Genomic DNA, 19,925 nt, shown 5'->3' with positions numbered 1-19,925 from the left:
GCCTCGTGGTTGGCTAATTACTTACATTATACTTTCAAGTATGGCGTTTTTTTATTCTAAACGCTTAATAACCGCGATTTAGTTGCTTTTAAGCCGCAACTAATCTAAATTATAAACATTAAGAAATTTACTAAACAGAAAAAAAGGCAAAAGAAACCCTAGGGTAGCTAGTTATTCACTATCCATTTTTTAAATCGGCGTTTTTTGATGTTTTAAATAGCGCATTTCAGCTTATATTAGGTAAAAACCTAGAATTTTATAAAGACATAAGGTGCACATAGTGCAAAAAATTAAACAGTATCCGTTCAGCGGAGTGGCAGAATAAGGTAGACAAGGTGATCTAAAAAGATAATCATAGAGCAAAAGTGAAATAATATGGTAAACCTTTTAGAACTTTGCAAAAATTTACAGCAAAAAATAGAAAGGTTAGAAGCAAAAATAGAAAGATTGGAAAAAGAGAATGAAAGTTTAAAAGCAGAAAATAAGGCTTTAAAGATAGAAAATGCTGAGTTAAGAGAAAGACTCGGTTTAAGCTCAAAAAATTCATCAATACCAAGTTCCAAAGAGTTGTATAAAATAAAAAAGAATAAGCCGAAAAGCGAAAGGAATATTGGCGGTCAGGTTGGTCATAAAGGAAGTTTTCGCGCCAACATGGATGCAGATAAAGTAGTAAAGATAGAGTTGCCTAATACTTGCGAATGCGGAGGAGAAATTGCAATATGTGAAAAACCATATATTCATCAGAAAGTTGATCTTCCAGAAATCAAGCCTTATGTAGTGGAATATCAGTTAGAACATGGCCGTTGTCGGAGATGCGGAAAGAGAAGAAGTAGCAAGTTACCGGAAGGTGTTACGCCAGATACATTTGGTCCAAGGGTTAAGTCAATAATTGCAGCGTTCAGCGGATTCTACAAAAATTCAAAACGCGAAATAGCGAGTGTCGTAAATGATATCTTCAATTTGAACATAAGCGTCGGTAGCATATCAAATAGTGAACATAGAGTTGCTTCAAAATGCAAAAAAATGTATGAGCAGATCGAACAAGAGATAAGTAGGAGTAAAGTTCTACATATTGATGAAACGAGCCATTATAACAAAGGTAAACTCGCTTGGTGTTGGATGTTTGCAAGCAATACGGCAAGTTTTGTAAAATTTACAGAGTCAAGAGGAATGAAAGTTTTACAAAATAGTAAATTCTGCAATCGCAATAGCTTGGTAATAACTGACAGGTATGCAGCATAGAATTATTTTGCCGATAAAAACAGGCAAATCTGTTGGGCACATTTATCAAGAGATTTTGAAAGATTAGCACATAGTTGGAATATTGAAGTTAAAGTTCTGGGTTGTTACTTGAGAAACGTGGCCACTGAATTATTTGCACTAAAAAAAGCTTTACTAAAAAGTGAGATAGATGTTTTGAGGTTTGTCAGACGTGCCAGAAAATTAAGAAAACGTACAAAGTATTACTTGAAGGAGATATCTCGTTTACCTGAAGCAATTGGAGCCTCTCGAGTTGCAAAAAATGTTCTGAGATCTGAAAGAATGATGTGGAAATTTTTAGATGACCCAGAAAATATTCCGCTGACAAATAACCACGCTGAACGGCAAATTCGGCATTATGTCGTTTATCGCAAAAACTCATATTTTACACAATCAAAGCGGGGAAATACATTCCTTGAGCGGATAATTTCATTATACTTAACTTGGAAACAAAGGGGTCTCAATCCTTTCCAAAATCTCCTATCTATTGTTTCTTAAACCACTCTCCTGAACGGATACATTAAACATGGGACGCCAGATACGTGAGTTTTTTTGTCATTTAATCTGTACAGAGAAGATAAATAAATAGCTTCAGTTTCATGATAAGGGCGCTGGCGGAGTTTGTCAAGTAAGTTTTTTGTTTCTGCGGACTACCTGGATTAATATTATATAGAAGGTTTGCTGCCAATAAAGCCTAAACTTACCAAATACATTTCTGTAGATTCAGATCTACTTGACTTTGGTTTAAAGTATTTTACTGTTTTAAACATTTTTTTTAGCTCGTTACAAAAATCTTTATCAGATTCTCCTTGGAAAATTTTTACTACAAACGTGCCACCATGACTCAAGAAATGCTTTGCAAAATTGAGCGCTGCTTCGCATAAAAGCATAATTCTGATATGATCCAACGATTTTAAACCACAAGATTCGGGGGCCATATCAGATAAAATTACATCAAATTTTTGATCTTTGAATTTTTCTCTTAAAATTTCAAGCTCATTGATAATATCGCATTGTATAAACTCTACTCCATTAATTGCATTCATTGGTTTTACGTCAAGAGCAACTACATTTGCATCTTTCTGAGATGCAACTTGTGACCATCCACCAGGAGAAGCACCAAGATCAATAATTTTTTGCCCTTCTTGGAATAATTTAAATTTGTTATCCATTTCTACCAGCTTATATGCTGAGCGTGACCTATAACCATCCTTGCTAGTTTTTTGCACATACTGATCATTCAAATGACGATGTAGCCACCTTGTTGAAGATAGTTTTCTGCCTCTAGCCGTCTTTACTCTAGTTTTTATTGCTAATACCCTACTTATTATTGATTATATCTTTAAGCTCTTTTTCAACTACTTCTTTTGCCAGTGCATGTAGATATTTATTCAGCCATTCTGAGAGCTGAGGTTTTAAAAGAGATGTAACTAATTCTTCAACAGTAAGGTTCGCTTTTTTTTGTTGTTTATGCTGTAATTCGTTTTGCATTTTTCCAAGCAACGCTTTGATCTCTTCCATATTCTCTTTTAAAATTAGATGATCGTTATTTTGCGCTTGTAAGCCGCTATTACTCGCTTTGTTATTACTCATTTGGATATTATCGTACAAATAAATATCTTTTTTTTCTTCTGAATTGTAGCTATGGCCATTAAATTGGTTATTGTTGCAAGCCATTTCCTCACTTTGGTCATCATTATCAATGTCCTCTTTTTCATTATTTTCTTTTTTGCCATCTTCTTCTATTTCTTCTGGATACTCTTCCTCAAGGTATAGCACATCATCATTTTCATCCTTTATTTCTGCTTTATCGTTACTCGCGTTTTTACCCGATATAGCTTTTTTTATATCTTCTAGGATATCTTTTACAGATTGATTGCCTTGTTCATCATGCATAGTGCTAATACCATTAAATTTAGAGGTCTATACTATTTATCATAAAAAGCAAGTTGTAAACACTAATCACATAATTGCTTTTTGCTTCAACTAAGTCTGAACGTGCTTTAAATAATGCATCTTCAGTGTCCAAAAGGTCAGATGTACTCTTTAAATTTAAGTTTACTTCTTGCTCAACTCCTTCCAATGCTAGAGCTGCTGCTTTTTCCGCTTCTTGACTTGCTTTGATAATGGCCTTTGCTGTCAACACATTATTCCAAGCATTTACAACTGCTTGTTCTATATTTTTTACCGTTTCATAATAATCGTAGGTAGATTTTTTTGCATCCATTTTAGCTTTACTGACACCAAAAGCATTAACTCCTCTCTTAAAGATCGGAACATCAAGAGTAAAAACTACATGAACATTTTCTAATAGTTTGTCTACCTTCATACCATCCTCCCCAAAATTTTTGCTTGCACTTAGATTTAAAGAAGGAAGCCACTTGGAGCTTCCAGCAATCACTTCCATTCCGGCTGCTCTTTTTTGATAAACTGCTGCTTTTAGAGATAAATTATTGGTTTTTGCTAACTGTAAACATTCATTTAGCTCTGGAACAGAAGGTAGTTTATCATTAGCTTCAGAAAGGTCATCAGCATCTTCGCCAATCAAATGATAATAAGCAATATTTACCAACTTTAATTTACCTTCAGCATCAACTCTTTCGGATATAGAAGACGAAAATTTTGCTTTTGCTAACAAAACTTCAGCATTGGTTACCTCTCCAAGGGAAAAGCGTTTTTTCATAGCTGACAAATGTTCCAAAGAAACGCGTTCTTTATGTTCTCTGAGCTTTAATATTTCTGTCTTTTGTAAAACATTAACATATGCTTTCACAGCATTAAGTGCAAGCTCTTGTTTTAATTGCTGAAATCGCATCTTTTCTGCTTTGAGAAGATGGCTTGATCGACTGAATGTGGCAAAGGTACCACCGCCATCGATTAATTTCTGGCGCAATGTAAGTTTTTTTTCAGATGTATCAAGATTAAAGTTACTATCGAAATTGTATTGCAAATTAATGTCAGGTAAAAATCCAGCTAACCCAGAAGATTTATAGTGTTTTTCTGCGCTTTTATATTGGTAAAATTGAGACTTTATTTTTGAGCTATTTTTGATGGCTTTGCTTATCACTTCTCCCACATCGGTTGCATAGCAACTTATAGTATTAAAAATGATCGCAAGTGTGATAATCAATCGAAACATTCTAATTCCTATGCATATTGGTTGCGCAGCTCAATTACTAACATAAATTACTTTAATAATCAATAACTAATATTGTTGACACTATTGAGAAATTAAGTATATCATAGCTTACTATTGTTGGATCAAATAATGAAGACTTTTTTCTTAAAGGAGAAACAAATCAATAAAAAGTGGTTTGTCATAGATGCAGAAGGGTTAGTGGTAGGGAGGCTTGCAGCATTTGTAGCGACACTATTACGTGGAAAGCATAAACCTGAGTATACACCTCATATGGATTGTGGCGATAATGTAATTATTATCAACGCAGAAAAGGTGCATTTCACCGGAAAGAAGCTTAAAGATAAAATTTACTATAAGCATACAGGTTATTCTGGTGGTTTGAAGAAAACTACTCCAGATAATATTTTAAATGGCAAATTTCCTGAGCGTGTAATAGAAATGGCAGTGAAAAGGATGCTTGATGATGGGCCTATGGCACGTAGACGCTTTGAAAATTTGTATGTTTATTCTGGTTCAGAGCATAAGCATCAAGGACAGCAACCTGAAAAGATAGATTTTGCCTCTTTGAATCGTAAAAATAAAAAGTAATGGAGTAAAAATGAAGAGTTCTACAATAAATAACAATGATTGGTCAGAAAAGACAATTAAATCAGCAGTTGATTCGCTTGGTCGTTTATATGCTACAGGCCGAAGAAAAGAATCTGTAGCAAGAGTATGGATAAAGCCGGGGAGTGGAAAATTTAGTGTTAACAAAAAAGGCGATCTAATTTCTTATTTTAAAAGAGAGTCAGTGTGCCAAATAGTAAAAATGCCATTTGTTGCAACTTCCACATTGGATAAATACGATGTATTTGCAACTGTAAAAGGTGGAGGGCTATCTGGTCAAGCAGGTGCTCTAGCTCATGGAATAAGCAGAGCTTTAAGTAGTGTAAGCCAAGATTTGCATTCTATACTACGTAATGGTGAGTTCTTAACTAGAGATTCACGTGTTGTTGAACGTAAGAAATATGGTCAACATAAAGCTCGGAAAAAGTGTCAATTTTCTAAGAGATAGTTATTTTATAGGGGTGTTTTTTTGTAAGTATTATACAAATATTTGCAAAAATGTATGATATCCTCTATTTTTGTGATGAATTTAGTTGACTATCGGTGTCAACATAATATGCTATTTATGTGATTTTTTCAATATTAAGGTAATTTATGAGTAAAGAAGATATAATAAAACAATTAAAGGAAGATTGTTCTAGTCAGAATATAGATATAACAAAATCTGATTTGAGCAAGATTCATGATGCGTTTATTAAAATAATAAAGAATGAGCTGCATGGGAAAGGTGAAATACGTTTGCATGGAATAGGAACATTTTCTACTGCTATCAGTCAGGAAAAACAATGTCGTAACCCCCAAAGTGGTGAGATCATGACTGTTCCTAAAAAGACAAGGGTAAAATTTAAAGCAAGCCAAACTCTTTTAAGTATTTTAAATGAGAAGGAAAAAGCAGCAGTTAGTTAGACATTGTCATTTTCATTGTTTTTACTACGCTGTGTAAGCCGTAAAATACAGCTTCGCTAATTAAATAGTGGCCTATGTTAAGAGCTGAGATGTGAGGTATTCTTGTCATCTTCTTAGCGTGTTTATAAGTTATGCCATGTCCTGCGTGGCATTCTATTCCTAATTTATTGACGTACTCTGCAGCATTAGTAATTAACTGTAACTTTTTTTCTGATGGATTATCACAGTAATCCCCTGTGTGAATTTCTATTATGTCAGGTTTTGTCCCTAGCTTTTCAAGATATTTTAGTTGATCAATATTTGGATCGATAAACAGTGAGACTTTTATGCTAGAGCTATGCATTTCCTCTATTATACTAGAAAGTTTACTGTGCATATTCACGATATCCAGGCCACCTTCGGTTGTTAATTCTTCTCTTTTTTCTGGTACTATACTAATCGAATAGGGTTTTACCTTTTTTGCTATTTCAAGCATTTCTTCCGTGGCTGCAATTTCAAGATTTAGCTCAGTGCTAATGCTTTTTTTTAGGTTAAATACGTCTTCATCTCTAATATGCCTTCTATCTTCTCGTAAGTGTACAGTAATAAAGTCTGCTCCAGCGTCAATGGCTATTTCTGCTGCTTTCAATGGATCTGGATAAGAAGTTCCGCGTGCGTTGCGGAGGGTTGCAACGTGATCGATATTAACACCTAGTTTCACAATCTACCTCAGAAATTATTTATAGATTATACATGTTATTAGGTTTTTTGCATAGTCATTGTTTGACCTTATCCAGAAAAAGTGGAGAGAAAGAAAAGAGTTTTTTTGGGTAAAATAAAATTTTGGAGGATTAGAAATGGTAAGAGAATATACGGCAGAATTCAAATTGGAAGCTGTTAAGCTGGCAAATGAACAAAGAAAGGTAGGTCAACCAGTTGCAAAAGTAGCAAGAGATCTAGGAATAAGAGATAGTGTATTAGGAAAATGGATGAAGAAATATAACGAAAAAAAGTCAGCGGCAAATGCATTTCCAGGTAGAGGTAACATGGCTCCTTACAACAAAGAGAGGTTTGATTTACAAAGAGAGTTAGCAAGAGTAACAAGGGAAAGAGACATTTAAAAAAAAGCCCTGGCCAGTCAAAAAGAGTAAAATATTTTTTTATAAAAGAGCATAGTAACTGCTATAAAGTACAGGAATTATGTAGGATTTTCTGCTAGTGGCTACTATAAGTGGACCACAAGAAAAATAAGCAGTAGAGAATCAGCAAATAAAGAGCTACTCGAAGCTATTCAAAAAATATATCAAGTTTCTAAATGTAGATATGGAGCTCCTAAAATTCATGCTGAATTGAAGGCTTTGGGTAAAAGTTGCAATTTGAAAACGGTGCAAAGTATTATGCAGAAAAATGACATCAGGGCTATACTGATACCAATTCCCATTACAGGGCAAACAGATGGACAATGATGGAAGAAAAGCCATACTGAAGTAAGTAAAATAGCGAGGTTTAAATGGCATTAAGATCAAAATTATTGGATGAAAAAGTAGTAGAATCAGCAAAAGAAATGCTGAAGAAAGTAAGGAATAATGCATATGTTTCAAAAAAACTAAATGCTGTAATTGCAGCAAAAAAGTACAGTATAACGGCTGTAGCAAAAATATATTGCATTTCAAGAAGCGCACTAACTTCGTGGGTAAAACTCTTGAAAATTGGCAGAGAAGAAAAACTGTTTGCTCCTTCACAACGTCGTAGAAAAACTAAATTAAATCAGGCTCAACTACAGCAAATTGAAGAGTGGATAGAAGAAAATCCTAATATCACCATTAAAGAAATGAGAATAAGAATCCAGGAAAAGTTCGGATTAAATATCAGCAAATCTACAGTACACCGCCATATGCAAAAGATGAAATTCTCATATATTACACCAAGACCAGTTCATAATGGACAAGATAAAAGCAAACAAGAGGAATTCAAAAAAAAATCTCAATGGAGCTATTAGCAAGTATCCAGAAAAAGAGCTATTTTTCTTTGATGAATCACGGTTTGGCACACATTCAAAAGTTGGACATGGGTGGTTTAAAAAGGGGATTAGAACACAGGTTAAAACAAAATTAGGTAGGCAAAATTTCTATCTCTATAGTGCAGTTAATCCTAGAAATGGAGAGAGTTCTAGCTTATTTGCACCAAATGTCAACACTGATTGCATGAACATATTTCTTGAGCAAATTTCGCAATATCTAGAAACACGAGAGGCTTTTCTCGTTATGGACTGTGCTAGTTGGCATAGGTCAAAAAATTTAAAGGTACCTAAAAATATCGACATTATATACCTACCTCCATACTCACCTGAGCTAAATCCTGTTGAGAGGCTTTGGTTATGTATAAAACAGAACATTTTGCGCAATAAAATATACGATACAATTGCTCTACTTGAGGGTGCTTTGTGCAAATTTATTACTTCTCTTGCCAGCTCCACAATTAAACAACTCTGCAATGTTTCCTATTTGACTGGACAACAATGAGAATTGGTATGAGAAGAAAGTTTAAAATTAAAAAACAACAAACAGATAATAGAGCTGTAGCTCCCAATATACTAGATCAAAACTTTATTGTTGATCAACCAAATAAAGTATGGGATTACTTACATCAAAACCAAGGAGGGATGGCTATATTTGGCAGCAATAATTCTCACGTATGGTAGTTAATGAGTAGTGCAATAAATAAACAATTGGTTATGAACTCTTTATTAATGGCCATTAATAGGCGTAAACCTGTTAAAAATCTACTGCTGCACAGTGACCAAGGTTCACAATATACTGCGCAAGGGTATCAATATCTCTTAGCTGTAAAGAATATAGATGAGTAATAAAGGCTGTTGTTACGACAATTCTGTTGCAGAAAGCTTCTTTAGCTCATTGAAAAGAGAAATACTTATTGATACTTCACAACACTCTGCTCAACAAACTAGAACTGCAATATTTGAATACATAGAAATTTTTTATAACAAACAACGTCACTATTAGAGGTTGTCCACAAACCAAGGAATACGTAGTATATAAAGAAAGAATATTGAGGTAAGAGATGAGGAAAAAATATCCAACAGATTTAAGTAAAAGGGAATGGGCAAGAATAGAAAAACACTTCAGAGTATCGTACAAGAAAGGAGGAAGGCCACCAAAATACAGTAAGTGTGAGATAGTATAGCATTTCTCATAATAGTCCGAATAGGTCATAGGAAGGCAGAATCAACAGCACGACGAAAGGATTCGAATAGAGGAATGTTTTTCCTGGCTCTGTTTTTTATAGCAAACCAATGATGCTCAATTTTGTTAAAATCTGGAGAATAAGGCGGCAGATACAAAATTTCTGCACCGACTCCTTTAGCGAGCTTGATAAGCTTATCAGACTTATGAAAAGTAGCATTATCAAGAATGACAGTTTGTCCAGGTTCTAAGATCGGTGCCAAAAATTGCTCAAACCATCCATTAAAAATATCCATATTACAGTGGCCTTCAAATGTTAATGGAGCAACTATCTTTCTTCTACTTAAGGCTGCAACCATGCTGATTCGTTGAGTTTTTTTCCAGATTTTAGGGCATAAAATCGCTGTCCTTTCTGGCAATACCCATATGGATAGTCCTCCGTGTTATCAATCCCAGACTCATCTATATACACTAAGTTTTCTGGTTCTTTTGTTGCTATAATTTTTAAGAATTCAGCACGTTTTTCTTCGTTCCTTTCCTTGTATCCATATGTCTTTTTTTGCGCGTAAATCCAATTTTTCTGAGAGCTCGGTGGATCGTTTGGATACTAACGTTGCCCCAAAGTTTAGCCATTTCCGACAGAGTTTTTCTACCGTGTTTTTTAGCAAATTCGATAAACTTATTCCAGTCGATAATTTTCTGATTGTAACCTCCATTACCGAGTTTTTTTGACTGAAAGTCGCCTGTTTCTTTTTTTCTTTGCTGCCACTCCCACAAAGTAGTTCGTCCAATTTTAAATCTTGCTGCCACTGCTTCTCTGCTTTCCCCTTCGTCTAGTGCTTCCATTGCTTTTTTTCTTAAATCATAACTATATGCTGCCGGCATCCAACCTCCTTATCGCCATCTATCCTTAATCTTATCATATCCGGACTTCTGTGGAAAGAGCTATAAGAGGTTGTCCGGAAACAAGTAAAAGGCTATAATATCTGAAATTTTAGTACGGGGTAAAGATGAGAAAAAAGTATCCAACAGATCTAAGCGAAAGGGAATGGGCAAGAATAGAAAAACACTTCAGAGTATCATACAAGAAAGGAGGAAGGCCGCCAAAGTATAGCAAAAGAGAAATATTAGAAGCAATTTTCTATGTATTGCGTACAGGGTGTCAATGGCGGTATTTACCAAATGATTTTCCGCTATGGAAGACTGTGTATGAGCAGTTCAGGCAATGGAAGAAGCAGGGAATTTTTGAGAAAATGAATTATGAAATTACAAAATATAGTAGAAGAAAAATAGGAAGGAATGAGCAGCCGAGTGCCTGTATAGTAGATAGTCAATCTGTAAAGACTACAGAAAAGGGGGGATCAAAGGCTATGATGGAAGTAAAAAAGTAAAGGGTAGAAAAAGGCATATAATTACAGACACTCAGGGTTTTATACTAGGTTGTTACGTAGGCGCTGCTAACGAAAATGATAGAGATGGTATTAAAATAGCATTAAACAATATGAGAACAAAATATACTAAAGTTAAAAAAATGTGGGCTGACATGGGATACCAAGGAAGAAATTCAAAGAATCACATAAAGGAAGAATATGACATAGATATTGAAATTGTTACAAGGCCTCCATGTAGATTTTGGGTGCACAAAGATACGCCACCTGAGCTACTACCAACAAGAGAACAAGGGTTTAAAGTACAGCCAAGAAGATGGGTTGTAGAAAGGACTTTTGCTTGGGTTAATAGGAATAGAAGGCTATCGAAGGAGTATGATTTACTCACAACATCCACTGAGAATTTCATATACCTAGCTATGAGTAGGGTTATGTTAAAGAGGGAATATGCTTGAATTTACTAGTTTCCGGACAACCTCTGATACCAATTCTCATTGTTGTCCAGTCAAATAGGAAACATTGCAGAGTTGTTTAATTGTGGAGCTGGCAAGAGAAGTAATAAATTTGCACAAAGCACCCTCAAGTAGAGCAATTGTATCGTATATTTTATTGCGCAAAATGTTCTGTTTTATATATAACCAAAGCCTCTCAACAGGATTTAGCTCAGGTGAGTATGGAGGTAGGTATATAATGTCGATATTTTTAGGTACCTTTAAATTTTTTGACCTATGCCAACTAGCACAGTCCATAACGAGAAAAGCCTCTCGTGTTTCTAGATATTGCGAAATTTGCTCAAGAAATATGTTCATGCAATCAGTGTTGACATTTGGTGCAAATAAGCTAGAACTCTCTCCATTTCTAGGATTAACTGCACTATAGAGATAGAAATTTTGCCTACCTAATTTTGTTTTAACCTGTGTTCTAATCCCCTTTTTAAACCACCCATGTCCAACTTTTGAATGTGTGCCAAACCGTGATTCATCAAAGAAAAATAGCTCTTTTTCTGGATACTTGCTAATAGCTCCATTGAGATTTTTTTTTGAATTCCTCTTGTTTGCTTTTATCTTGTCCATTATGAACTGGTCTTGGTGTAATATATGAGAATTTCATCTTTTGCATATGGCGGTGTACTGTAGATTTGCTGATATTTAATCCGAACTTTTCCTGGATTCTTATTCTCATTTCTTTAATGGTGATATTAGGATTTTCTTCTATCCACTCTTCAATTTGCTGTAGTTGAGCCTGATTTAATTTAGTTTTTCTACGACGTTGTGAAGGAGCAAACAGTTTTTCTTCTCTGCCAATTTTCAAGAGTTTTACCCACGAAGTTAGTGCGCTTCTTGAAATGCAATATATTTTTGCTACAGCCGTTATACTGTACTTTTTTGCTGCAATTACAGCATTTAGTTTTTTTGAAACATATGCATTATTCATTACTTTCTTCAGCATTTCTTTTGCTGATTCTACTACTTTTTCATCCAATAATTTTGATCTTAATGCCATTTAAACCTCGCTATTTTACTTACTTCAGTATGGCTTTTCTTCCATCATTGTCCATCTGTTTGCCCTGTAATGGGAATTGGTATTAGAATATGGTGCATTGCGAATAGGAGAAGGAGATAATCTAATCTGAATAAAAAGCTGGCAATATCATGATATGCAAGGCAAAGTAAAAATGACCTTTAGGGTAGGCGATGAAAAGATCGAAATGATTTTATCTTCTGAAAAAGCTGAAAGTTTTGGTAAAATAATGGTACATATGGATGACAAAAGTTGTGAAATCTTCTCAAAGTACCTAAAAGAGCTAGAAAAAGAACCTCGTATAAGCAAGGTTGTTGAAGCTGCTAAAAGTTTTGCACAAACGAAAAGCAGTGCAGTTAGTCCACCTCTTTCTAATATGAAAAGTGTTGACACATCGCAACATTTTCAAAGTAGTGACCATGAATCACCAGAGCATTAACAATTATCATACATACATTGTTGCATATAGCAATAGTGTATGTGTATAGTTAGTAGGGTTTGTAAACTTAATAAAGTCTACAACTAATTTGAAAACTACTTTATTGTATGCAAGACTTTAAAATACTAGAAAATCTAAAAACCAAAGCACTAGAAGCTGAAAAAGGAGGCGGTTCTGACAGGATTACCAAACAACATGAAAAAGGGAAATTAACTGCTAGAGAAAGGCTCAGTATATTGCTCGATGAAAGTTCTTTTGCAGAATACGATAAATTCGTAAAACATCATGCAAATGATTTTGGCATGCAAAATGCTAATTTTTTAGGTGATGGGGTAGTGATTGGTCATGGTACTATTTATGGCAGAAAAGTTTTTGTTTATTCTCAGGATTTTACTGTCTTTGGTGGTTCACTTGGTGCGTCACATGCAAAAAAAATATGCAAAATTATGGATATGGCAATTAATGCCAGAGTTCCAATTATCGGACTAAATGATTCTGGTGGAGCCAGAATTCAGGAAGGAGTAAATTCTCTTGCTGGTTATGGAGAAATTTTTCAAAGAAACGTAAATGCATCGGGTGTTATACCACAAATTTCTTTAATTATGGGCCCATGTGCAGGAGGTGCAGTTTATTCCCCAGCATTAACTGACTTTACTTTCATGGTGAAAAACAGTTCATATATGTTTATAACCGGGCCAGATGTAGTAAAAAAGGTTACCTACGAAGATGTAAGTTTCGAAGACCTCGGTGGAGCAAAAATTCATACAAGCAAAACAGGAGTAGCGGATTTTGCATTCAATAATGATGTTGAAATGCTGCTAAAAATGCGTGAATTCTTTACTTTCTTACCAGCAAATAATCAAGAATCACCGAAACCTAAATCAACCTGTGATTCAGTTAATGATATTGATGAATCTTTAAATACTCTGATTCCTAGCAATCCTAATACTCCTTATGATATGTATGAACTCATTGAAAAAGTTTGTGATGAAAGGAATTTCTTTGAACTGAAACCTGATTTTGCTCGTAATATCATAACTGGTTTTGGTAGAATTGGAGGAAATACTGTCGGTATTGTTGCAAATCAACCTATGCACCTTGCAGGATGTTTGGATATTGATTCTTCAAGAAAAGCTGCGAGGTTTGTAAGGTTTTGTGACGCATTTAACATTCCGATCATCACACTTATTGATGTTCCAGGATTTTTGCCGGGTACAAATCAAGAATACAATAATATAATACAACACGGAGCGAAACTGCTTTACGCTTACGCTGAAGCGACCGTGCCGAAAATTAGCCTTATCACTAGAAAAGCGTATGGTGGTGCATACATTGTTATGAATTCGAAACATCTAAAAGGTGATATAAATTATGCCTGGCCAACTGCTGAAATAGCTGTGATGGGCCCTGAAAGTGCAGTTGAGATTATATTTCGACACGAAAAAGATCAGCAAACGTTAATTAAAGAATATAAAGAAAAATTTGCTAACCCATTTTTTGCTGCATCATATGGATACATTGATGACATTATAGTGCCAAGTAAAACAAGGTATCACTTTTGTAAAGCATTAGAGCTACTCAAAAACAAGAAGGTAGAAAGGATATGGAAAAAGCATGACAACTTACCTCTGTAACTTTCTTCTAAGCCTTGCTTACAAGTTATGCAATATTATAAGTATAATCAGTGTGCCGTTACCAAGACTCGAACTTGGGACCTCGTCATTACCAATGACGTACTCTACCACCTGAGCTACAACGGCAAGTTTATATATTATGATAATGAATAACACAAAAAAGAATAAGGAAAAAGAAGAGGAGAAAAAAAGATTAGCGAAAGCTTTAAAGCAAAATATTTTGAAAAGAAAAAAGCAGCAACAGAGTAGACAGAGAACCCTTTCAAAACTCGTTTGTGGTGAGGAATTTTTAGGAGAAAGCACCGCAGAATACTCGAATGTATTTGAGAACGACAAAATTACCATCAGAAACTTAAGTTTTGAAGGAGGTATCATGCCAGAACTACCGGAAGTGGAAGTAATCTCTAATTTTTTGCTTGATAAAATTAAAAACAAGCAAATCAGTAATGTTATAGTGAATAATTGGAATTTACGTGCCCCAATAACAAAAAATATTGATGATATGCTAAAGGGCAAAGTCATACGCAACATCAAGCGTAGAGGTAAGTATACCATCTGGAATACAGATGGTAGTGTGGCTGTAATCATACATCTTGGCATGAGCGGAAAGCTTATATATGCTGACCACGATCAAATGCGGAATAAGCATGATCACGTGGTATTTTTATTTTCTGACAATACTTCAATAATTTTTAATGACCCAAGAAGATTTGGATTAGTTATCGTTTTAAATAAAGAACAAGAAACGGATTTTTTTAGCGATTTTGGAATAGAGCCCCTCACGGATGAATTCAGTGGAGACTATTTACAGGAGTTGCTGAAAAACAAAAAAGTGAATATCAAATCAGCGTTAATGGACAATAAATCAATAGTTGGCGTAGGCAACATATATGCTTCTGAGAGCTTGTTTAGAGCCCGTATATCACCACTCAGGTCAGCAAAAAACTTGACCTATAGAGAGTGCGAAAAACTTGCTGCTGAAATAAAAAATACTCTGAGTGATGCAATTGCTGCAGGTGGTTCAACACTGAAAGATTATGCACAGCCATCTGGATCTGCTGGATACTTTCAAAATAACTTTTACGTATATGGTAAAGTTCAAAAACCTTGCAAGATTTGCAATAATATCATAACACTTATACGACAAAATGGCCGTAGCACTTATTTTTGCAACGCGTGCCAGAATTAAGATTTTATTTTTTGATATGATATTTTCACTTGAAAAAGATCCATTTGATTTGTTTTCAAAGTGGTACAAAGCAGTACTTAATTCTCCGTGTGAACAACCAACTGCAATGACGCTAGCAACTTGTAGCAAAGACTGTATTCCATCTGCAAGAGTGGTATTACTAAAGGAATATAGCAAAGAAGGTTTTGTGTTTTTCACTAACGTAAACAGTAAAAAAGGGAAAGAATTGACTGAGAACCCCAAAGCTGCGTTAGTGTTTCATTGGATAGAATTTGCTAGGCAAGTGCGAATTGAAGGAGAGGTTAAACTTCTAAACGATGAAAGAACTGACAAATACTTCTCTTCTCGAGCGCTGGGTAGTCAAATTAGCGCATGGTGCTCAAAACAATCGAGCATTCTGAAAGATTGGCAAGATTTTGAGCAAGCTATAAAATTGAAGGAAAAAGAATTTCACAATACACAAGTTTCTCGTCCTGATTTTTGGGTGGGATTTTTCGTAATCCCAAAAGTAATTGAATTTTGGCAAGAAGGTGAATATAGGAAGCATATTAGATTTAGATACACTCTTGTTGAGGGAAGCGATTGGAAAGTGGAACAACTATATCCTTAAAAATGGTTGCGGGAGTAGGATTTGAACCTACGACCTTCAGGTTATGAGCCTGACGAGCTACCGAGCTGCTCCATCCCGCGTCGTTGCTTATTTAGTTATTATATATACAAATAATGAAAAAAGAAAAATAAAATTTCACCACATGCAAATATCGACACACTTATTAACTTTTCTTGACATAATAGTTAGTTATATACGTAACAATCTGCGCAATGAACAATATAACTTGATACTGTGGTTTCCTGTTTTTCAGTGTGTAGGAATTCTAACCTATTTTTCCCTAAGTTTTGAACCAAGCTGCATATCTATTTTTCTTTTGCTTTTACCCACACTAATTTTGATTGCAATATTGTATAAAAGGTACGCGATATTGTGTATCGCTTTAATTGCAGTGCTCATAGGATTTACAGCTAGTAAATTAAGAACAGCTTTAGTTGATACTCAAATTCTTGATAAAGAGAGATATGTAAAAGATATCGTTGCCACAGTGAAGGATATTAACGACAGGGGCTCATATAAACAATTTCTGCTTTCTGTTGAAAAATCCCCTACTATCTCAAAATCCTCTCCTGTCATCCCAGCGCCCCCTTTTGTCATCCCAGTACTTGACCTTACCCAGAAAAAAAAGATATGGATTCCAGCGTCACGCGCTGGAATGACACCGGATAGAGCTCTAGATAACATCAGAATATCAGTTAGAACCAAAGTGGAAAAAGGCATTAAAATAGGCGATCAAGTAAAATTATCAGCAAAACTCTTCCCTCCAAAAATTGCGCCTTCGGAGTATGCATACGATTTTGCAAGAATAGCATATTACCAGAAAATAAGTGCAACAGGTTTTGCAACAAGCAAAATAACCCTGCACAAAAAGGCTGAAGCAAGGAAATTTCTAGAGTATATAGAATCTTTCCGTCAATACATTTATGAAAACCTGCAGCAAAATATCAAAAAACCACATGTAGACATAATTTCTGCATTACTGATCGGTAAAAAAGACGGCATAGATCAAAAAACTATGGACGCGATACGAGATTCAGGTATAGCACATTTGTTTGCCATATCTGGTTTGCATTTATCATTCGTTGCTGGTCTGTTTTTTGTAGTGTTTCGTAATTTATTCGCAATATCTGAAACTTTGACTCTTAAGTATAACACCAAGAAAATATCTGCATTTCTTACCATTTTGCCAACCACGTTTTATTTGTTGATTACCGGTATGCAAATTTCTGCTCAGCGTGCCTACATCATGGTGATTTTAGTACTCGTTGCAATAATGATAGAGAGAAAATATCGAGGGTTAATAGCAATTGCGTTTGCTGCTGCAGTGATACTTATCATAGAACCAGAAGTAATTTTAAAGCCTGGCTTTCAGATGTCATTTTCTGCTGTTTTGGCACTGGTTGCCAGTTATCAAATTAATGCTAATAAATTGTTCAAAATAAAAATAATGAAATATTTTGTGTCGATAATGATTAGCTCAGTAATAGCAAGTTTAGCAACTGTTCCGTACACGATATACAATTTTAATTATTTTTCAATTAGTGGCATTATCACAAATTTAGTTGCTATACCAATAGTTACATTAATTATTATTCCACTTGGAATAATCTATGTTTTGTTGATTCCTTTCGGTATTGAATGGATTATAGCGCCACTTATAGAACGCCCAATTGACAGCATTTTGTATATAACAAACGCTATCGCTAGTCTTCAGTATTTGGTTATTCCCATTCGCACTTTTCCTGCATCATCAATTATTATAATAACACTTGGTTTATTGTGGCTGTGCTTGTGGGAAAGAAATTGGCGTTTCTTCGGAATTTTCTTTATTGTGCTGGGTATTTGCTTTAGCACCGCATATAAAACCCCCGACATACTAATAAATGCTGATAATGTTGCTGTAAAAGAAAGTGATAACTTACTATATTCTCTCACCAGGAAAAATAGGAACTTTGTTGTCAAAACATGGGCGAAGCAAAATGGGCAGAACCAAATTTTGAATCATAAAAAATACAATAACTCAGATAAAAGGCTAAAGTGTAACGATTATGGCTGCATATATAATAAAGGAAATAATAAATCAGTGTTGCTAGCTTATAAGGAAGAAGATATTCTAGAAAATTGTGATAAAGTTGATTTAATAATTCAATTAAGTGAATTCGACTATTCAGTTTGTAATACTAAAACTATCAAATATGCCAATCTAAAAACATATGGCACACATTCAATTTGGTTAACAAATCGTTACATAAAGATTAATAAAGTGCGCTCTAATAGGCCTTGGCACATGTTGAAAAATTAAGAAACTTGATTTTAAGGTTTGGTTAATGTATACCTAAATAAGTTTAAACTAGAAAAATGTTATGGTTACAGACACTAAAGATCCTTTCAAAGACTATTTTGATTTTTTAGGATTTAGAAAACTTTCTGACCAGCCCAGTAGAATTTTGAGCTCTATAAGAAAGTATTCTGGTACTATATCGATAGCAAGTACCATTGCTACTCTTATAGCATTTACTACCTTTTCTATTCAGCCTGTTATAGTAAGTATTGCTGGATTTGCGTTCACGCCAGCACCTCTTGCCTTTATTCCTCTTGCAGTTTTCTTATTTACTGCTGTTATAAACTTTATAAATACACAAAAAATAAAAGAGAATGAGATAGATAAAAAAGTAGGAAACTATCAAGTTGATGAACAGTACAGCCAGATTGTTCAAGAAGCCGAAAAAATTGAAATTGTAACAAATTTAGATCGTAAGAGGAAAAAGCTTTCAATAGTTTTACCAATTTCTAAGACGCAGAGAAAAATACTAGAAGATATAGAAGCAGAAAATAGAAATAGGATTCTCTTGTTTACAGGATCATATGTATTTGGTGCTATTATAGTAGTTTCAGCAATATCACAATCCATTAATGCTCCAATAATATTAATAGCTTTATTAGTCGCTATTCTTTTATGCATCATATCAACACTTAGCAATCTAATAAGTAATAGCGTGGATCATGAAAATCATACTATTAGAAAACACAGTTCTTTAGGTCTTCTATTTCCATACTGGTCTGGAAAGGGCATGGTTGTATCAGTAGTAGAAAATAAGCTTGGTAAAAGGGAAAATGAACTAATATCTCTAATGAAAAAACTACTTAGTCCGCTTTGCAACTCATTTGACAGTAACCTTAAAAAAGCTTGCGATTTACTTGATAATAGTCTTTTAAAGCCTGCAAATATTAACATTAAAGAAACGCTTGATCACCTAAAAAAAATCAGAGAAGACATCAAAAAAGATTTAGATTGGCTACATGCAGAAATTTCAGAAGTTTTAAACAACACTAAAGAATTGACAAAAAAAGCACATTCACTAGATATTGAAGGTACTTTTTCTAGGTTAGAGAATGCTATTAAAATTGCTGAAGATAAGATTGAACGATTTGAACCAAGCCGCTTTGTAGGCTGGCTTCAATCAACTACGCAGTCTAATAATAACGAGTTCCTTAGCATGCTAAAAAAGTTAAAAGAGGATACAGAAAAGGAAAAAACGGAATTGAAGATGCAATTAAACGTAGTAAGGAATGAATTAGAAGAAATAAAAAAGAAGCAAGCTCAACCAAGTACGCCTGATTTAGAAGCTAACAATGGAAATAATACTAATAAATTATTAGTGTTAGAAAATAAAGTCAAAGAACTACGTGACACAGTTAGAAAGTTAGAGCTGGAAGCAGAACAAAATAAGCTGCAGCAAAAGAAGGAAAAGTTAGAGCAAAAAAAATCTGAACAAGAAAAAACAGATGAATGGAAAGAAAAAATCAATGGCAACCCAAGTGACTTTCTATATTATTTATTAGAATCTATTAAGCTGGAAGAAAAAGATAATAAAGAAAAAAAGGTTGAGGCAACATTACGGGATTTTGATAACAAAATAATAATTCACTGGAAAGATGGCTCTCAAACAATTTGCCATATTAAAAAACAAGGTGATCTTCCTAGTACAAAAGTTGATTTTGTAGATCAAAATATTCAAGCAGCATTTGCAGTAGCTCGCGCGGGGTAGTT

At 34.5% G+C, this 19,925-nt stretch carries 21 protein-coding genes, 2 tRNA genes and 3 pseudogenes; 18 read left to right on the top strand and 8 right to left on the bottom strand.

Annotated elements, in window-relative coordinates:
- Positions 1-375: 375 nt before the first annotated feature.
- Positions 376-1,758: pseudogene (locus tag ABWU31_RS06550) on the top strand (IS66-like element ISWen3 family transposase).
- Between the two features lie 167 nt (positions 1,759-1,925).
- Here ABWU31_RS06550 and ABWU31_RS06545 read toward each other — a convergent pair.
- The 3 genes from ABWU31_RS06545 to ABWU31_RS06535 form a co-directional block, all read right to left on the bottom strand.
- Positions 1,926-2,504, bottom strand: a complete 579-nt coding sequence (locus ABWU31_RS06545) for an RlmE family RNA methyltransferase (RefSeq protein WP_006279871.1) — start codon at positions 2,502-2,504, stop codon at positions 1,926-1,928.
- Between the two features lie 76 nt (positions 2,505-2,580).
- Positions 2,581-3,156: a PopZ family protein gene (locus ABWU31_RS06540; RefSeq protein ID WP_353271217.1), complete on the bottom strand. Its 576-nt coding sequence runs from the start codon at positions 3,154-3,156 to the stop codon at positions 2,581-2,583.
- 19 nt (positions 3,157-3,175) lie between these two features.
- Positions 3,176-4,399: a TolC family protein gene (locus tag ABWU31_RS06535; protein ID WP_353271216.1), complete on the bottom strand. Its 1,224-nt coding sequence runs from the start codon at positions 4,397-4,399 to the stop codon at positions 3,176-3,178.
- A gap of 129 nt (positions 4,400-4,528) precedes the next feature.
- On the opposite strand from ABWU31_RS06535, the gene rplM reads away from it, so the two are divergent.
- From rplM to ABWU31_RS06520, 3 genes are all read left to right on the top strand, one after another.
- Positions 4,529-4,987, top strand: a complete 459-nt coding sequence (rplM, locus tag ABWU31_RS06530) for a 50S ribosomal protein L13 (RefSeq protein WP_010082596.1) — start codon at positions 4,529-4,531, stop codon at positions 4,985-4,987.
- Positions 4,988-4,997: 10 nt separating this feature from the next.
- Positions 4,998-5,453: a 30S ribosomal protein S9 gene (gene rpsI / locus ABWU31_RS06525; RefSeq protein WP_006279875.1), complete on the top strand. Its 456-nt coding sequence runs from the start codon at positions 4,998-5,000 to the stop codon at positions 5,451-5,453.
- A gap of 146 nt (positions 5,454-5,599) precedes the next feature.
- On the top strand, positions 5,600-5,911 hold the full coding sequence (locus ABWU31_RS06520) for an HU family DNA-binding protein (RefSeq protein WP_006279876.1): 312 nt from the start codon (positions 5,600-5,602) through the stop codon (positions 5,909-5,911).
- Here the strand turns inward: ABWU31_RS06520 and ABWU31_RS06515 are convergent.
- Positions 5,904-6,611 (bottom strand): pyridoxine 5'-phosphate synthase, encoded by a 708-nt coding sequence (locus ABWU31_RS06515; protein WP_006279877.1) that lies wholly within the window; start codon positions 6,609-6,611, stop codon positions 5,904-5,906. The two genes, ABWU31_RS06520 and ABWU31_RS06515, sit on opposite strands and share 8 nt — an antisense overlap.
- Before the next feature lie 136 nt (positions 6,612-6,747).
- On the opposite strand from ABWU31_RS06515, the gene ABWU31_RS06510 reads away from it, so the two are divergent.
- From ABWU31_RS06510 to ABWU31_RS06485, 7 genes and pseudogenes are all read left to right on the top strand, one after another.
- Entirely contained in the window at positions 6,748-7,011 is a 264-nt protein-coding gene (locus ABWU31_RS06510; protein ID WP_338482282.1) for a transposase, read from the top strand.
- Between the two features lie 51 nt (positions 7,012-7,062).
- The gene (locus ABWU31_RS06505; protein WP_353271396.1) at positions 7,063-7,356 is read left to right on the top strand and encodes an IS3 family transposase; all 294 of its coding nucleotides are present in this window, start codon (positions 7,063-7,065) and stop codon (positions 7,354-7,356) included.
- Between the two features lie 44 nt (positions 7,357-7,400).
- Positions 7,401-8,412, top strand: a protein-coding gene (locus ABWU31_RS06500; RefSeq protein WP_353271077.1) for an IS630 family transposase whose coding sequence is annotated in 2 segments (ribosomal slippage) — positions 7,401-7,862 and positions 7,864-8,412 — 1,011 coding nt in all. Because the reading frame shifts where the segments join, the coding sequence is not laid out codon by codon here.
- The gene (locus tag ABWU31_RS06495) at positions 8,409-8,591 is read left to right on the top strand and encodes a transposase (RefSeq protein WP_353271215.1); all 183 of its coding nucleotides are present in this window, start codon (positions 8,409-8,411) and stop codon (positions 8,589-8,591) included. Before ABWU31_RS06500 ends, ABWU31_RS06495 begins: the two co-directional genes overlap by 4 nt.
- A 3-nt stretch (positions 8,592-8,594) precedes the next feature.
- The gene (locus ABWU31_RS06770) at positions 8,595-8,756 is read left to right on the top strand and encodes a DDE-type integrase/transposase/recombinase (protein ID WP_010082071.1); all 162 of its coding nucleotides are present in this window, start codon (positions 8,595-8,597) and stop codon (positions 8,754-8,756) included.
- Positions 8,749-8,913, top strand: coding sequence for an IS3 family transposase (locus ABWU31_RS06490; protein ID WP_010082072.1), 165 nt, complete (start codon positions 8,749-8,751; stop codon positions 8,911-8,913). Before ABWU31_RS06770 ends, ABWU31_RS06490 begins: the two co-directional genes overlap by 8 nt.
- A gap of 58 nt (positions 8,914-8,971) precedes the next feature.
- Positions 8,972-9,091 (top strand): annotated as a pseudogene (locus ABWU31_RS06485) (transposase); the annotation flags it as partial.
- A 28-nt stretch (positions 9,092-9,119) separates the two neighbouring features.
- Here ABWU31_RS06485 and ABWU31_RS06480 read toward each other — a convergent pair.
- Positions 9,120-9,978: pseudogene (locus tag ABWU31_RS06480) on the bottom strand (IS630 family transposase).
- Between the two features lie 125 nt (positions 9,979-10,103).
- On the opposite strand from ABWU31_RS06480, the gene ABWU31_RS06475 reads away from it, so the two are divergent.
- Positions 10,104-10,936, top strand: a protein-coding gene (locus tag ABWU31_RS06475; RefSeq protein ID WP_353271062.1) for an IS5-like element ISWpi1 family transposase whose coding sequence is annotated in 2 segments (ribosomal slippage) — positions 10,104-10,473 and positions 10,473-10,936 — 834 coding nt in all. Because the reading frame shifts where the segments join, the coding sequence is not laid out codon by codon here.
- Positions 10,937-10,972: 36 nt separating this feature from the next.
- Here ABWU31_RS06475 and ABWU31_RS06470 read toward each other — a convergent pair.
- Positions 10,973-11,984, bottom strand: a protein-coding gene (locus ABWU31_RS06470) for an IS630 family transposase (RefSeq protein ID WP_353271144.1) whose coding sequence is annotated in 2 segments (ribosomal slippage) — positions 10,973-11,521 and positions 11,523-11,984 — 1,011 coding nt in all. Because the reading frame shifts where the segments join, the coding sequence is not laid out codon by codon here.
- A 154-nt stretch (positions 11,985-12,138) separates the two neighbouring features.
- Between ABWU31_RS06470 and ABWU31_RS06465 the strand changes: the two genes are divergently transcribed.
- Both ABWU31_RS06465 and ABWU31_RS06460 read left to right on the top strand, forming a co-directional pair.
- Positions 12,139-12,441, top strand: coding sequence for a hypothetical protein (locus ABWU31_RS06465; protein ID WP_231115838.1), 303 nt, complete (start codon positions 12,139-12,141; stop codon positions 12,439-12,441).
- Positions 12,442-12,548: 107 nt separating this feature from the next.
- A complete protein-coding gene (locus ABWU31_RS06460; RefSeq protein ID WP_077188322.1) occupies positions 12,549-14,075 on the top strand; it encodes an acyl-CoA carboxylase subunit beta in 1,527 nt (508 codons plus the stop codon).
- Between the two features lie 53 nt (positions 14,076-14,128).
- On the opposite strand, the gene ABWU31_RS06455 is transcribed toward ABWU31_RS06460, so the two are convergent.
- Positions 14,129-14,201: transfer RNA gene (locus tag ABWU31_RS06455), tRNA-Thr, on the bottom strand.
- A gap of 247 nt (positions 14,202-14,448) precedes the next feature.
- On the opposite strand from ABWU31_RS06455, the gene mutM reads away from it, so the two are divergent.
- Positions 14,449-15,264: a bifunctional DNA-formamidopyrimidine glycosylase/DNA-(apurinic or apyrimidinic site) lyase gene (gene mutM / locus ABWU31_RS06450; protein ID WP_010963068.1), complete on the top strand. Its 816-nt coding sequence runs from the start codon at positions 14,449-14,451 to the stop codon at positions 15,262-15,264.
- 16 nt (positions 15,265-15,280) lie between these two features.
- Positions 15,281-15,874, top strand: a complete 594-nt coding sequence (pdxH, locus tag ABWU31_RS06445; protein WP_353271214.1) for a pyridoxamine 5'-phosphate oxidase — start codon at positions 15,281-15,283, stop codon at positions 15,872-15,874.
- Between the two features lie 3 nt (positions 15,875-15,877).
- On the opposite strand, the gene ABWU31_RS06440 is transcribed toward pdxH, so the two are convergent.
- Positions 15,878-15,954: transfer RNA gene (locus ABWU31_RS06440), tRNA-Met, on the bottom strand.
- Between the two features lie 62 nt (positions 15,955-16,016).
- Here ABWU31_RS06440 and ABWU31_RS06435 point away from each other — a divergent pair.
- Together ABWU31_RS06435 and ABWU31_RS06430 are read left to right on the top strand one after the other, a co-directional pair.
- Entirely contained in the window at positions 16,017-18,176 is a 2,160-nt protein-coding gene (locus tag ABWU31_RS06435; protein ID WP_236514433.1) for a ComEC/Rec2 family competence protein, read from the top strand.
- Positions 18,177-18,237: 61 nt separating this feature from the next.
- Complete coding sequence (locus tag ABWU31_RS06430; RefSeq protein ID WP_077188323.1) at positions 18,238-19,923, top strand: hypothetical protein; 1,686 nt, start codon at positions 18,238-18,240, stop codon at positions 19,921-19,923.
- The last annotated feature ends 2 nt before the right edge of the window (positions 19,924-19,925 follow it).

The sequence above is a fragment of the Wolbachia endosymbiont (group A) of Alloplasta piceator genome, assembly GCF_964028505.1.
GTDB classification, from domain to species: Bacteria; Pseudomonadota; Alphaproteobacteria; order Rickettsiales; family Anaplasmataceae; genus Wolbachia; species Wolbachia pipientis.
The sequence above is the reverse complement of the archived record's forward strand: the minus strand, read 5'-3'. Positions and strand labels throughout refer to the sequence as shown.

Excerpts from the sequence above, each read along its gene's own strand:
- ABWU31_RS06540 (WP_353271217.1), bottom strand. The coding sequence starts at position 3,156 with ATGCATGATGAACAAGGCAATCAATCTGTAAAAGATATCCTAGAAGAT.
- ABWU31_RS06535 (WP_353271216.1), bottom strand. The coding sequence starts at position 4,399 with ATGTTTCGATTGATTATCACACTTGCGATCATTTTTAATACTATAAGT.
- rplM (WP_010082596.1), top strand. The coding sequence starts at position 4,529 with ATGAAGACTTTTTTCTTAAAGGAGAAACAAATCAATAAAAAGTGGTTT.
- rpsI (WP_006279875.1), top strand. The coding sequence starts at position 4,998 with ATGAAGAGTTCTACAATAAATAACAATGATTGGTCAGAAAAGACAATT.
- ABWU31_RS06520 (WP_006279876.1), top strand. The coding sequence starts at position 5,600 with ATGAGTAAAGAAGATATAATAAAACAATTAAAGGAAGATTGTTCTAGT.
- ABWU31_RS06510 (WP_338482282.1), top strand. The coding sequence starts at position 6,748 with ATGGTAAGAGAATATACGGCAGAATTCAAATTGGAAGCTGTTAAGCTG.
- ABWU31_RS06495 (WP_353271215.1), top strand. The coding sequence starts at position 8,409 with ATGAGAATTGGTATGAGAAGAAAGTTTAAAATTAAAAAACAACAAACA.
- ABWU31_RS06770 (WP_010082071.1), top strand. The coding sequence starts at position 8,595 with ATGAGTAGTGCAATAAATAAACAATTGGTTATGAACTCTTTATTAATG.
- ABWU31_RS06490 (WP_010082072.1), top strand. The coding sequence starts at position 8,749 with ATGAGTAATAAAGGCTGTTGTTACGACAATTCTGTTGCAGAAAGCTTC.
- ABWU31_RS06465 (WP_231115838.1), top strand. The coding sequence starts at position 12,139 with ATGCAAGGCAAAGTAAAAATGACCTTTAGGGTAGGCGATGAAAAGATC.
- ABWU31_RS06460 (WP_077188322.1), top strand. The coding sequence starts at position 12,549 with ATGCAAGACTTTAAAATACTAGAAAATCTAAAAACCAAAGCACTAGAA.
- mutM (WP_010963068.1), top strand. The coding sequence starts at position 14,449 with ATGCCAGAACTACCGGAAGTGGAAGTAATCTCTAATTTTTTGCTTGAT.
- pdxH (WP_353271214.1), top strand. The coding sequence starts at position 15,281 with ATGATATTTTCACTTGAAAAAGATCCATTTGATTTGTTTTCAAAGTGG.
- ABWU31_RS06435 (WP_236514433.1), top strand. The coding sequence starts at position 16,017 with ATGCAAATATCGACACACTTATTAACTTTTCTTGACATAATAGTTAGT.
- ABWU31_RS06430 (WP_077188323.1), top strand. The coding sequence starts at position 18,238 with ATGGTTACAGACACTAAAGATCCTTTCAAAGACTATTTTGATTTTTTA.